Raw genomic sequence first — 13035 nt, 5'->3', positions numbered from 1 at the left:
GCCGCACCGTACTGCCATGATGGATGCCGACAACGCCCTGTCCACACGTCCGTACCTCATTCGTGCCTTGTACGAGTGGTGTACGGACAATGGTTTCACCCCTTTTATTGCTGTGCAGGTAGACGACTCCGTGCGTGTGCCACACGAGTATGTGAAGGATGGGGAAATCGTGTTGAACGTGAGCTTCGATGCAACCAGTGCCTTGCAGTTGGGCAATGAGTTCATTGAGTTCAAGGGCCGTTTCGGCGGCGTGGCCCGAGATATTTTGGTGCCTGTGCATCGTGTCCTGGCCATCTATGCACGTGAAAACGGGCAAGGCATGGCTTTCCCGGTTACCGCAGCGCCCGAGGCGGTGTCTACCAAACCAGTTGTCACGACCGCCGAGCCTAAGCCAAGCGCTTTGGTGCCCGTTCCCGAGTCGGATGGTGGTGGTCCGGACACGCCCCGCCCCCCCAGTGGTGGCCGACCAGCACTCACGCGTGTGAAATAGCGCTCTCTGAGCGCAATTCAGCCTCTGGCCTGAGGTAGAATTCAGCCCGTGCCGCTTTAGCTCAGTTGGTAGAGCAACCGCCTTGTAAGCGGTAGGTCGTCAGTTCGAATCCGACAAGCGGCACCATCTTTTTCCCGTCGTGGCTTAGTTTCTGCCCGACGGCGACACTTGGACCTTTAAGCGAATTGAGTTAACCTCCCAGCCTTTGGAGCGCAAGTGCGCTTGCATGGCCGGAAGCAGTTGACGCAATTTCGCCGCCACTGCGTTGTTGTCCAGTAGCAGGCACCATTCGTTTCCATCAATAGGACCCGCCTGTATCGCTGTTCGCAAGGTACGCGGAATCAGTGTTTCCAGGCTTTTGAGTCGCGCAGACGATTCCGTGGCTAGGTCACTGAGCCTGGCCAGTGTGGGTGATTCCCGGCTTGCCTGCAAGGCCGATACTGCGCGGTGATTCCGGGTCAAAGATTGCATGAAGAGGGTGTTGGAATATGCAAGTGATTATCACGGATGCCTGGTTGGCCAGGAGCCGAGCTTTTAATCTGAGTGGTGCCAAGTTGCTGCTGTCTTTGCTGGCGCTATCGCTCGCGTTGATGTTGGTCTCAGCGGGCCTGTACCACTGGGTGTTTCTCAAGGGTGCTCGTGAAGGTTGGCCCATCATCGGCTCTTTGGTGCGGCTGGTGGTGAAAGACGAGTTTGCCCAGCGCGACCGTTACCTGCGTGAAAACATTGAAGTACTCGCCAAAAAACTGGGGGAAATGCAGGCCAAGATGCTGCAGCTGGAGTCTTTGGGCGAACGGGTATCCGGCTTGGCAGGTGTCAACCCTTCGGATATCAAAGTCAAGCCGGGCCAAGGTGGCTTGCTGATTGAGGGCCGCCCGCTCACGCTGCAGGAGTTGGATGCTGGCCTGGACGCACTGGATGTGATGGCCAGCCAGCGTGCGGACGCGATGACGGTCATGGAGTCGCGTCTCTTTGAGCAAAAAATCAAAAAGATGATGGTGCCGACCCAGACGCCTGTGCAAGATGCCAATCTGGGCTCGGTGTTCGGTTGGCGTATTGATCCGATTACGGGGCGCTCGGCCCTGCATACGGGCCTGGATTTTCCGGCGGAAACCGGCACTTCCATTTATTCCGCCGCAGGCGGCATGGTGGTGACGCAGGAGTTTCACTTCCAATACGGCAACATGATCGAGGTTGACCATGGCAACAACCTCATCACCCGTTATGCGCACGCTTCCAGGGTGTTGGTCAAAAAAGGCGATTTGATCAAACGCGGGCAGAAGATTGCCGAAGTCGGCACCTCGGGGCGATCCACCGGGCCACACCTGCATTTTGAGGTGCTGGTGCAAGGGGTGCCCCAGGATCCTCAGAAGTTTTTGAACGCAGGCCGTGATCTTCCGGGCGCCCAAGTGGCGCAATCCAAAGCGCCCAGTGCGCAACGCTAAAATGGGCGGTTTGGTATTTGTGTTGGGAGTGTGGGCGCCTTGGCGCTTGTCTTTCATCTGAATGCCCCCATTTCACCCAGACGAGAAAAAGGACTGCGCTGATCTGTTACCCATGGTGGGGGCAGGCCAGTCTTGCATGCATGGCCATCAATATCCTTACCAAAATCTTCGGCAGTCGCAATGACCGCTTGCTCAAGCAATACCGCACCGTCGTTGCACGCATCAACGCGCTGGAGCCGCAGTTCGAGCAGCTGACCGACGATGGTCTGCGCGCGAAGACGCAAGAGTTCAAGGACCGTATCGCCAAGGGTGAAACGCTGGACTCCGTCCTGCCCGAAGCCTTTGCTGTGGTGCGTGAAGGCTCCAAACGTGTCATGAAGATGCGTCACTTCGATGTGCAGCTGTTGGGTGGCATGTCGCTGCACAACGGCAAGATTTCGGAAATGCGCACAGGGGAAGGCAAGACCTTGACCGCCACGCTGCCGGTGTACCTCAATGCCTTGAGCAACAAGGGTGTGCACGTGGTCACGGTGAACGACTACCTGGCCAGCCGCGACGCCAAATGGATGGGGCGTCTGTACAACTTCCTGGGCTTGACGGTGGGTATCAACATGCCCCAAGTGCCGCGAGAAGAGAAGCAGGCGGCCTACCGTGCCGACATCACCTACGGCACCAACAACGAATTTGGGTTTGACTATCTGCGCGACAACATGGTCTACGAAGTAGCCGACCGTGTGCAGCGCGGCCTGAACTACGCCATCGTGGACGAGGTGGACTCCATCTTGATCGACGAAGCGCGCACGCCTCTGATCATCAGTGGCCAGGCCGAAGACCACACCGACCTGTACATCGCCATTAACAAGGCCATCCCCAAGCTGGTGAAGCAAGAGGGCGAGGCCGACCCCCGCACGGGTGAAGGTGTGACCAAGCCCGGCGACTTCACGCTCGACGAGAAAAGCCACCAGGTCTTTTTGACCGAACAGGGCCACGAATCGGCCGAACAGATCTTTGCTGAGCTGGGTCTGATTCCCGCGGGCTCATCGCTGTACGACCCGGCCAACATCACGCTGATGCACCACCTGTACGCTGCGTTGCGGGCCAACCACCTGTACCACCGTGACCAGCACTACGTAGTGCAGCAGGGTGAGATCGTCATCGTGGACGAATTCACCGGTCGCTTGATGACCGGTCGCCGCTGGAGCGATGGCCTGCACCAAGCCGTGGAGGCCAAGGAAGGCGTGCAAATCCAGGCAGAGAACCAGACGCTGGCTTCCATTACCTTCCAGAACTACTTCCGCCTGTACGGCAAGCTGGCTGGCATGACCGGAACGGCCGACACCGAAGCCTATGAGTTCCAGGAAATTTACGGTCTGGAGACCGTGGTGATTCCGCCCAACCGCATCAGCCGCCGTGATGACCAACTGGACCGCGTGTACAAAACCACGCGTGAAAAGTACGAAGCGGCGATCAAAGACATTCGCGAATGCTACGAGCGTGGCCAGCCCGTGCTGGTGGGCACCACCTCGATTGAAAACTCCGAGATCATTGCCCAGCTGCTGGAGAAAGAAAAGCTGCCACACCAAGTGCTCAATGCCAAGCAGCATGCGCGCGAAGCAGATATCGTGGCCCAGGCCGGCCGTGCCAAGATGATCACCATTGCCACCAATATGGCCGGTCGCGGTACCGACATCGTGCTGGGCGGCAACATCGAGAAAGCCTTGCAAGAGGTCGAGTCCGACGAGTCATTGGATGCCGCCGCCAAGGAAGAAAAAATCAAGGCTGTGCGTGCACAGTGGACGCAAGACCACGAAGCCATCAAGGCCCTGGGCGGTTTGCGCATCATCGCTACCGAGCGCCACGAGTCGCGCCGTATCGACAACCAGCTGCGTGGCCGTTCCGGCCGCCAGGGCGACCCCGGCTCCTCGCGTTTCTACTTGAGTCTGGACGATTCGCTGATGCGCATCTTCGCGGGTGACCGTGTGAAGTCCATCATGGACCGCCTGAAGATGCCCGATGGCGAAGCGATTGAAGCCGGCATCGTGACCCGCAGCATCGAGAGTGCGCAGCGCAAGGTGGAGGCGCGCAATTTTGACATGCGCAAGCAATTGCTGGAGTACGACGATGTGTCCAACGACCAGCGTAAGGTGATTTACCAGCAGCGCAATGCCATCCTGGATGCGCAGGACCTGAGTGCCCAAATTACCTCGCTGCGTGAAGGTGCGTTTGAAGACCTGGTGCGCCAGTACGTGCCAGCGGAGTCGGTGGAAGAGCAGTGGGATGTACCCACGCTGCAAAGAGCACTGACAGACGATTGGCAGATCAGCCTGGAGCTGCAAAAGCAGGTGTCCGACGCAAGCTCCATCACCGACGAGGAAGTTGTGTCCACCGTGGTAACCGCAGCTAACGCAGCGTTCCAAGCCAAAGTCGATTTGGTCGGGGCTGAGAACTTCACCCAGTTTGAGCGTATGGTGCTGCTGCAAAGCATCGACAGCCATTGGCGTGACCACCTGAGCGCACTGGACTACCTGCGCCAAGGCATTCATCTGCGCGGCTATGCCCAGAAGCAGCCCAAGCAAGAGTACAAGCGCGAGGCGTTTGAGTTGTTTGGCCAGTTGCTGGATTCGGTCAAGAACGACGTCACCAAAGTGCTGATGACGGTCAAGATCCAGTCCAACGAACAACTGGAACAGGCGGCGGACGCGATGGAAGCCCGTGGCGAGAGTATTGCCAATGTGACCTACAGTGCCCCCACCGAAACCGGCGAGGTGGAAACCACGGTAGACAACACCACCGTGAAGCCCAGTGTCAACGACGTGCCCCGTGTGGGCCGCAACGATGCCTGCCCCTGCGGCAGCGGCAAGAAATACAAACACTGCCACGGCCAACTGACCTGAGAGCCCACCCATGCCTGTGAACCTTCCCCTGCCCGATGTGGCTACTTTGTTTCCCATCGCCGGGGTACGCATTGGCGTGACCGAAGCGGGTGTACGCAAGGTCGGCCGCAAAGACCTGACCGTGGTGCTGCTGGACGCTGGTGCCAGTGTGTCGGGTGTATTCACCTCCAATCGTTTTTGTGCCGCCCCCGTGCAGCTGTGCCGTGAACATTTGGCGTCTGGCCAGTCCATGCGTGCCTTGCTGATCAACACGGGCAATGCCAATGCGGGCACGGGAGCCGATGGCCTGGCGCGTGCGCAAAGCACCTGCGTGGCCTTGGCCGGCAAGCTGAGCATTGACGCGCAGCAGGTGTTGCCATTCTCCACCGGCGTGATCATGGAGCCGCTGCCCATTGACCGCATCGAAGCCGGGCTGGATGCCGCGATTGCCGATGCGCGTCTGGACAACTGGCTCAAGGCTGCGGAGGGCATCATGACCACCGACACCCAGCCCAAGGCGTACGGTGCCCAGGTCACCCTGGGTGGCAAGCCAATCAGCATCAGCGGCATCAGCAAGGGCGCGGGCATGATCCGCCCCAACATGGCCACCATGCTGGGTTTCATTGCCACCGACGCGTGTGTGAGCCAAGCGGTGATGCATGAACTCTCTTTGGCGCTGGCTGAAGGCTCGTTTAATCGCGTGACGGTGGATGGCGATACTTCGACCAACGACTCCTTGGTGGTAATTGCCAGTAACAAGGCTGGCAACCCCGAAATCACGTCGTTGCAATCGGCCGATGGCCAAGCGCTGAAGACTGCCATGCTGGGTGTTGCACGCCAGTTGGCCCAGGCCATCGTCCGCGATGGTGAAGGTGCCACCAAATTCATCACCGTGCAGGTAGACGGTGGGCGCACCGCCGAGGAATGCCGCAAGGTGGCCTACGCGATTGCGCATTCACCTCTGGTCAAGACCGCGTTCTACGCCAGCGACCCTAACCTGGGCCGCATTCTGGCGGCGGTGGGTTATGCCGGTATTGACGATCTGGACCAGACCGGCATTGAGCTGCACCTAGACGATGTGCATGTGGCTACCCGCGGCGGGCGCAACCCCAGCTACCGCGAAGAAGATGGCCAGCGCGTGATGAAACAAAGCGAAATCACGGTGCGTGTGGGTCTGGGCCGCGGTGCTGCCACCGAGACGGTGTGGACCTGTGACTTCAGCCACGACTACGTCACCATCAACGCCGACTACCGCTCCTGAGCGACGCCCATGACTGACACCCTGACCAAAGAGTTGGCCAGCTTTCTGGCACGTGCAGAACTGTTCATGGCCCGGGTGGAGGCCTCTCTGCCACACGGCGTGGAGCAACCTGACTGGGACGCGTCCATCGCCTTCCGCTATCGCCGTCGCCGCTCCGGCCAGGGTGTGATCACACCGGTGCAACATGTGGGTGCGATGTCTCTGGACGATCTGAAAGAGATCGACGACCAAAAAGAAAAGATCCAGCGCAACACCGCCCAGTTTGTGCGCGGCGCCACAGCCAACAACGTGTTGCTGACCGGTGCACGCGGCACGGGCAAGTCCTCCCTGATCCGTGCCTGCCTGCACACCTATGCTGCGCAAGGGTTGCGGCTCATCGAGGTGGACAAGGCGGACCTGGTGGACCTGACCGACATCGTGGATCTGGTGGCCCAGCGCCCCGAGAAGTTCATTGTGTTTTGCGACGACCTGAGCTTTGACGAAGGCGAAGCAGGCTACAAGGCTTTGAAGTCGGTGCTGGATGGCTCGGTGGCAGCGGCCACGCCCAATGTGCTGATCTACGCGACGAGCAACCGCCGCCACCTGCTGCCGGAGTACATGTCCGAGAACCTGACTTACAAACACACCGAGGACGGTGAGGTGCACCCGGGGGAGGGCGTGGAAGAGAAAATTTCGCTGTCCGAACGTTTTGGCCTGTGGGTGAGCTTCTACCCGTTTAACCAGGACGAATACCTGGCCATCGTGGCCCAGTGGCTCAGTGCCCTGGGCATTTCACCCGCGCGCATTGCGGCTGCCCGGGCAGAGGCACTACTGTGGGCGCTGGAGCGTGGATCGCGCAGCGGGCGTGTGGCCTACCAGTTTGCCAAAGACTTTGCGGGGCGTGACCCGGTATGAGCGAGCCTCTGGTGGCCGACCCTGGCGTGGTACGCGATGGTGGCTCGGACCGCAAAGCCGTGGAGGTGGCTGTGGGTGTTTTGGTACGTGGTGATGGAGCTTTTCTGCTGACATCGCGGCCCGAGGGCAAAGCGTACGCGGGCTACTGGGAGTTCCCGGGCGGCAAGCTGGAAGCCGGCGAGACGGTCGAGCAGGCCCTGCGGCGTGAGTTGCAGGAGGAGATTGGCATCACCATTGGAGCCGCAACGCCCTGGAAGGTGGAGTTGGTCGATTACCCCCATGCCTTGGTGCGCTTGCACTTCTGCAAGGTGTTTGACTGGTCGGGTGAGCTGCAAATGCGCGAGGCGCAAAGCTGTTCTTGGGAGCAGCTTCCGGTGCAGGTTCAGCCCGTATTGCCGGGCACCGTGCCCGTGCTGGACTGGTTTGCCGCAGAGCGCGCACACTTGGGTGCTACACATTTGGTAGCTGCTAGCGCAGACTCCTAGCGGGCTAGAGGCCTATTTGGCTTAAATTTCACTGCAGTTTGGCGTCGCCAAATACCTGGTCGTCAGGGGGCGCTTCGGTCGGAACGCGAAACGATTCGCTGGCCCACGCACCCAAATCCAGATTCTTGCAACGCTCGCCGCAAAATGGCCGGTAGGCATTGCTGGGCGCGTACACGGTGTCCCCACCGCATTGCGGGCAGACGACGATCTTCTGGAAAGTAGGCTCAGCCATGGTCAATCCGTTCCCGGCTTAGGAGCACAGGGTCAGCTCAAAAGCCCCGTCCTCGCCGCTGGCGTGCAGGCGGTCATCGTCGGCGTGGCGCATCAGGCGGATAGACACCATCAGGCGGTTGCCGCTGATCTCGGGGATCACTTCCTGTGCGGGGTCCAGGGACAGGCGCAGCAGCTGGAAGGTCCTACCCTGGGGCAGGTTTTGCTGGAATTGCCCGCCTACAGCGACGACTTTTTGCGGCGCACCCGAGTCGCGCAGCATCTTGAGCAGCAGGTGGATGGACTCAGCCAGGGGGGCGAGGGTGGAGGCCCAGCGCTGCAGGTCTTGTTGGCGGGCTTCTACACTGCGGTGCTGCCAGGCGTAGTAGGCCGGCAGGTCAAATTCACAGGTGCCACCGGGAATACCGACCCGGCTGCGGATACTCATGAGCCAGTCATTCTCGGTCAGTGCCTGGCCGGCCTTTCCGGTCAGGCCGTTCAGAGATGTGAAGCAGTGGTCCAACTGGGCAATCACCTTGTCTAACACGGCTTCGGCAATGGCCGGGTTGCCGCGGTAGCCGTTGAGGATTTGTTTTTGTTTGTCCAAGTCCTTGAGGACGTCCGATTTCAGGTCAGCGCGGGCCCCGACGTCCATCACCTCAAAAATCGTGGCCAACGCGAAGTGGTGGTCCAGAGGCTCCGAACGCGACATCAATTCTGCGAGGCGCAGAAACAGATGTTCGAGCCGCAAGTAGGTGCGAATGCGTTCGTTAAAGGGGTATTCGTAGAGGATCACGCTGTATTTTCCGGTCGCCGAATCATAGCCCGAACTGCTTCGCAATTTGTTGCACTTGCAGGGCCAGTTCATCCAGATGGATGCCATCGTTGAACAGCACCACATCGGCGGCGCGCAGTCGCTGTGTACGGCTGGTTTGTGCTGCCATGATGTTTTCTACCTCGGCACGCGACAACCCATTGCGTTGCATCACCCGCTGGATTTGTGTCTCTGTCGTGCAGTCCACCACCATCACTTGCTGCAAGTTGCGCCGCCAATGGGCGGACTCCACTAGCAGGGGAATATCGAACACGATATGTGTCGCCCCGGCGGCAGTGGCCTGCTGGGCTGCTTGCGCAATGGCGTCGCCCACCAAAGGGTGCACGATGGCCTCCAGTCGCGCACGCGCGGTGGCATCGGTGAAGGCCAACTGGCGCATTTTGTCGCGGTCGAGTGCGCCTTCTGCGCTCAGCAATGCAGGCCCAAACACCTCGCGTATTTTGGGGATGGCAGCGCCGCCTGCGGCGGTGGTCGCACGGGCCAAAACGTCCGCGTCAATCAAGCGGGCGCCCAACTTCACCCATTGGGATGCCACGGTGCTTTTTCCACTGCCGATGCCACCCGTCAGACCCAAACGCAAGGCAGCGGCCATGGACTTAGATACCGACCAGTTGGCGCAGCGTGTGAGGGCCCAAAAGCATGGCCGCAAAACCTGCGCCTGCCAGAAAGGGGCCAAACGGCACGTAACCGCCTTCGCGCAGACCGCTGGTGAACTTCATGGCAATGCCCACCACCGCACCAATGACAGATGCAATCAGGATGATGGGAATCAACAGGGGCCAGCCAAACCAGGCCCCCAGCGCGGCAAAGAGTTTGAAGTCGCCATAACCCATGCCTTCTTTACCGGTGACCAACTTGAACACCCAGTAAATGGACCAGAGCGACAGATAACCAGCGATGGCACCCCAAAACGCCACCACCAACGGAACGGATGTCCACTGCATCGCCGCAGCCACCAGACCCAGCCACATCAACGGCAAAGTCATGTTGTCGGGCAACAAAGTGGTGTCCCAGTCGATCAGGGCCATACCTAGCAGCAAGGCCGAAAATGCGCACCAGACGAGCGCGGTGGCAGATACGCCCCATTGCCATGCACACCAGAAAAACAGGGCACCAGTTGCCAGTTCTACAACGGGGTAACGTAGGCTGATAGGGGCTTTACAGCCGGCGCATTTGCCGCCCAGTGCTGCGTAACTCACCACCGGTATATTTTCAAACCAGCGGATTTGGTGGCCGCAATGGGGGCAACGCGATCGCGGCACCATCAGGTTGAAGGGCTCGCCGGGAGCTGCCTCCTGGCCAGACAACTCGGCACATTCCGCCGCCCATTGCCGCTCCATCATCTTGGGCAAGCGGTGCACCACCACATTCAAAAAGCTGCCGATCAACAGACCCAGCACACCGATCAGGCTGGCGTCCAGCCATTGCAAACCCGTCAGCATCAAACCACTTGTCCCAGCTTGAAGATGGGCAGGTACATGGACACCACAATGCCTCCGATGATGGTACCCAGCACCACGATGATGATGGGCTCCATCAGGCTGGAAATGCCGGCCACCATGTCGTCCACCTCGGCTTCAAAGAAGTCGGCCGCTTTGCCCAGCATGTGGTCAATCGAGCCGGATTCTTCACCAATGGCACACATCTGCAGCACCATGCTGGGAAACAGATTGACATTGGTCATGGCGGCTGTCAGCGCGGTGCCAGTGGACACTTCCTGCTGAATTTTTTGGGTTGCCAGTTGGTACACGATGTTGCCAGAAGCGCCTCCTACGGAGTCCAACGCTTCCACCAATGGCACGCCGGCCGCAAACATGGTGGAGAGTGTGCGGGTCCAGCGAGCCACACAACTCTTGTCCACCATTACACCGAAAATCGGCAGCTTAAGCATCAGGCGGTCCATAAAGGCCTGCACTTTCGCATTACGCTGCCAGGCTTGCATGAAGAAATACAAACCACCGCCGATGCCACCAAAAATCAGCCACCAGTAGTCAATAAAAAACTCACTCATGGCGATCACCATCAATGTGGGGGCTGGCAACTCACCGCCAAAAGACGTGAACACTTGCTTGAAAGAGGGAATCACGAAAATCATGATCACCGACACCACTACAAAAGCCACCACCAACACGGCAATGGGGTACATCAGCGCGGCCTTGATCTTGGACTTGATGGCTTCGGTCTTTTCCATATAGACTGCCAGGCGGTCCAGCAGCTGGTCCAGAATACCGGCTGATTCACCGGCTTCTACCAGGTTGCAATACAGGTTGTCAAAGTACAGCGGGTATTTGCGGAATGCGGTGCTTAGCGAGGTGCCGGTCTCCACATCCTGGCGGATATCGTTGAGCAGCTTGGTCACGCTGGGGTTGGGGTTGCCGCGGCCCACAATGTCAAAGGCCTGCAACAGTGGCACACCGGCTTTCATCATGGTGGCCAACTGGCGGGTAAAGATCGCCATGTCTTTGGGCTTGATACTTTTGCCCGAGCGCATGCGGCGCTTTTTGATCTTGGTGGGTGTGACCCCTTGGCGGCGCAGAGAAGACTTGACTTGGTTTTCGCCCACAGCGCGAATTTCCCCCCGCACCTGTTTGCCGTTGCGGTCCTTACCTTCCCATTCGAATACTGCGTCTTTGTTGTCTGCAGACTTTGCTGTTGCCATAGGGTTCCCTGGGTTGCCTTTTATTCGTTGGTGACGGCCAGCACTTCTTCCAACGAAGTCAGCCCGAGTTTCACTTTGTGCAGACCAGCCTTGCGCAAAGAACGCACACCTTCGGCCTCGGATTGCGCTGCAATATCCATCGCACTGCCATCACGCAGGATGATGCGCTGAATTTCATCGCTGATGGGCATCACTTGGTAAATACCAACACGCCCTTTGTAACCGTTGTTACACATCGAACATCCAACTGCACGGTATGGCTTCCAGCTGCCATCCAACTCTGACTCTTTGAAGCCCGCATCGAGTAGCGCCGCCTTCGGCACTTCGGTCGGCTGCTTACAGTTCAGGCACAGTCGGCGTGCCAGGCGCTGCGCCGTGATCAGGATCACACTGGAGGCAATATTGAATGGCTGAATGCCCATATTGCGCATACGCGTCAATGTGGTCGGGGCATCGTTCGTGTGCAGGGTAGACAGCACCAAGTGGCCGGTCTGCGCTGCTTTGATGGAGATGTCCGCCGTCTCCAGATCGCGAATTTCGCCGACCATGATGATGTCCGGATCCTGGCGCAGAAAAGACTTCAGTGCGGCCGCAAAGGTCAGCCCCGCCTTTTCATTCACATTCACCTGGTTCACACCCGGCAAGTTGATTTCGGATGGATCTTCGGCCGTGGCAATGTTCACCCCGGGCTGATTCAGCATGTTCAGGCAGGTGTACAGCGACACGGTCTTGCCTGACCCCGTAGGGCCCGTCACCAGAATCATGCCGTAGGGCCGACCAATCGCCTTCAGCAGACGCTCTTTCTCTTCAATCTCATAGCCCAGGGCGTCAATACCCAGTTTGGCGCTGCTCGGATCCAAAATCCGGATCACGATTTTTTCGCCAAACAGGGTGGGCAGGGTGCTCACGCGGAAGTCGATCACGCGGTCGGCGCCCACCTTGAGCTTCATCCGCCCATCCTGCGGCACCCGCTTCTCGGAAATATCCATGCGCGAGATCACCTTGATCCGCGAAGCCAGCTTGTCCTTGATGGCGATGGGCGGGCTGGCAATCTCACGCAACTCGCCATCAATGCGAAAGCGCACGCGGTAGGTGTGCTCGTAAGGCTCAAAGTGCAAGTCAGACGCCCGCATGCTGAAGGCATCCATCAGCATTTTGTGCAAAAAGCGCACCACGGGTGCATCTTCTACCTCGGCAGTGGTTGCCGCGGTTTCGGTGGCAATTTCGGTGGCGCTCTCGTCAAACTCGAAGTCGCCACCAATGATGTCTTCCATCGCCTCGGTGGCGGTGGTCGTGTTGGCATCTACCAGCTTGGAGAGCTTGTCAAATTCGGCAATGACCCAGTCAAAGCCCATCTGGGTGGAGAACTTGATGCGCTCGGCAGCTGCCTGGTCCGACGGATCGGCCGTGGCAATGATCAGGCGGTTGCCCCGTTTGCTGAGCACCAGCACGCGGAAATCAGTACAAATCTTGGGGTCCAGCAGCCCCTTGGGCAGGCGCTGGGGGTCTACCGCGTCCAGGTCTACCAGGGGTGCCGCAAAGGCGGTCGACAGCGTGTGCGCCAGGTCGGCCGAGGACACCGCCCCCGAACCCACCAGCTCCGCCATGAAGCTGGTTTTGCCACCCATGGCTTTGCGGTACAGGTCTTCTGCGGCCTTTTGCGGCAGCTTGCCAGCCGCCACCAGGGCACGTCCAATACCAGGCAGGGCCACCGTGGTGGTGTCGCGGTTAACAGAGTCAGCTACAGCCATAGCCAACTAGGATATACGAAGCAAGGCGCATTGGTGCGGTTGCGGGGGGCTTGGAGCGCAAATTTCCCCCTTTGTGCGTCGCATATTCCCCACCCCGGCCCCCAGAGTGGGGCGAGGCCGTCCATGGCGGGC

13 protein-coding genes and 1 tRNA gene are annotated in these 13035 nt (G+C 59.2%); 7 read left to right on the top strand and 7 right to left on the bottom strand.

Annotation, left to right across the window (positions count from 1 at the left end; all coding sequences use genetic code 11):
• The first annotated feature begins 16 nt into the window (after window positions 1–16).
• Both C5F53_RS17560 and C5F53_RS17555 read left to right on the top strand, forming a co-directional pair.
• Window positions 17–490 (top strand): ClpXP protease specificity-enhancing factor, encoded by a 474-nt coding sequence (locus C5F53_RS17560; RefSeq protein WP_105262682.1) that lies wholly within the window; start codon window positions 17–19, stop codon window positions 488–490.
• Between the two features lie 50 nt (window positions 491–540).
• Window positions 541–616: transfer RNA gene (locus C5F53_RS17555), tRNA-Thr, on the top strand.
• A gap of 18 nt (window positions 617–634) precedes the next feature.
• Here C5F53_RS17555 and C5F53_RS20615 read toward each other — a convergent pair.
• On the bottom strand, window positions 635–952 hold the full coding sequence (locus tag C5F53_RS20615) for a hypothetical protein (RefSeq protein WP_105262762.1): 318 nt from the start codon (window positions 950–952) through the stop codon (window positions 635–637).
• A gap of 26 nt (window positions 953–978) precedes the next feature.
• Between C5F53_RS20615 and C5F53_RS17545 the strand changes: the two genes are divergently transcribed.
• From C5F53_RS17545 to C5F53_RS17525, 5 genes are all read left to right on the top strand, one after another.
• A complete protein-coding gene (locus C5F53_RS17545) occupies window positions 979–1935 on the top strand; it encodes a M23 family metallopeptidase (protein WP_105262681.1) in 957 nt (318 codons plus the stop codon).
• Window positions 1936–2075: 140 nt separating this feature from the next.
• The gene (gene secA, locus C5F53_RS17540; protein WP_105262680.1) at window positions 2076–4829 is read left to right on the top strand and encodes a preprotein translocase subunit SecA; all 2754 of its coding nucleotides are present in this window, start codon (window positions 2076–2078) and stop codon (window positions 4827–4829) included.
• A gap of 10 nt (window positions 4830–4839) precedes the next feature.
• A complete protein-coding gene (argJ, locus tag C5F53_RS17535; RefSeq protein WP_105262679.1) occupies window positions 4840–6069 on the top strand; it encodes a bifunctional glutamate N-acetyltransferase/amino-acid acetyltransferase ArgJ in 1230 nt (409 codons plus the stop codon).
• A gap of 66 nt (window positions 6070–6135) precedes the next feature.
• Complete coding sequence (locus C5F53_RS17530) at window positions 6136–6963, top strand: ATP-binding protein (protein ID WP_370446751.1); 828 nt, start codon at window positions 6136–6138, stop codon at window positions 6961–6963.
• Window positions 6960–7448 carry an NUDIX domain-containing protein gene (locus C5F53_RS17525; RefSeq protein ID WP_105262677.1) on the top strand — a complete coding sequence of 163 codons (489 nt, stop codon included), beginning with the start codon at window positions 6960–6962 and terminating at the stop codon, window positions 7446–7448. The genes C5F53_RS17530 and C5F53_RS17525 overlap by 4 nt, the downstream gene beginning before the upstream one ends.
• 28 nt (window positions 7449–7476) lie before the next feature.
• Here C5F53_RS17525 and C5F53_RS17520 read toward each other — a convergent pair whose 3' ends face one another.
• The 6 genes from C5F53_RS17520 to pilB are packed head-to-tail and all read right to left on the bottom strand — an operon-like array spanning window position 7477 to window position 12903.
• Window positions 7477–7680: a DNA gyrase inhibitor YacG gene (locus C5F53_RS17520; protein ID WP_105262761.1), complete on the bottom strand. Its 204-nt coding sequence runs from the start codon at window positions 7678–7680 to the stop codon at window positions 7477–7479.
• A gap of 18 nt (window positions 7681–7698) precedes the next feature.
• The gene (zapD, locus tag C5F53_RS17515) at window positions 7699–8454 is read right to left on the bottom strand and encodes a cell division protein ZapD (protein WP_105262676.1); all 756 of its coding nucleotides are present in this window, start codon (window positions 8452–8454) and stop codon (window positions 7699–7701) included.
• A gap of 22 nt (window positions 8455–8476) precedes the next feature.
• A complete protein-coding gene (gene coaE / locus C5F53_RS17510) occupies window positions 8477–9085 on the bottom strand; it encodes a dephospho-CoA kinase (RefSeq protein WP_105262675.1) in 609 nt (202 codons plus the stop codon).
• 4 nt (window positions 9086–9089) lie between these two features.
• The gene (locus C5F53_RS17505) at window positions 9090–9935 is read right to left on the bottom strand and encodes an A24 family peptidase (protein ID WP_105262674.1); all 846 of its coding nucleotides are present in this window, start codon (window positions 9933–9935) and stop codon (window positions 9090–9092) included.
• Window positions 9935–11152: a type II secretion system F family protein gene (locus tag C5F53_RS17500; RefSeq protein WP_105262673.1), complete on the bottom strand. Its 1218-nt coding sequence runs from the start codon at window positions 11150–11152 to the stop codon at window positions 9935–9937. Before C5F53_RS17500 ends, C5F53_RS17505 begins: the two co-directional genes overlap by 1 nt.
• A 20-nt stretch (window positions 11153–11172) precedes the next feature.
• Window positions 11173–12903, bottom strand: a complete 1731-nt coding sequence (gene pilB, locus C5F53_RS17495) for a type IV-A pilus assembly ATPase PilB (RefSeq protein ID WP_105262672.1) — start codon at window positions 12901–12903, stop codon at window positions 11173–11175.
• Between the last annotated feature and the right edge of the window lie 132 nt (window positions 12904–13035).

It is taken from the genome of Rhodoferax sp. TS-BS-61-7, assembly GCF_002943465.1.
Taxonomy (GTDB): Bacteria; Pseudomonadota; Gammaproteobacteria; order Burkholderiales; family Burkholderiaceae_C; genus Allorhodoferax.
This window is presented reverse-complemented; position numbering and strand designations above follow the sequence as displayed.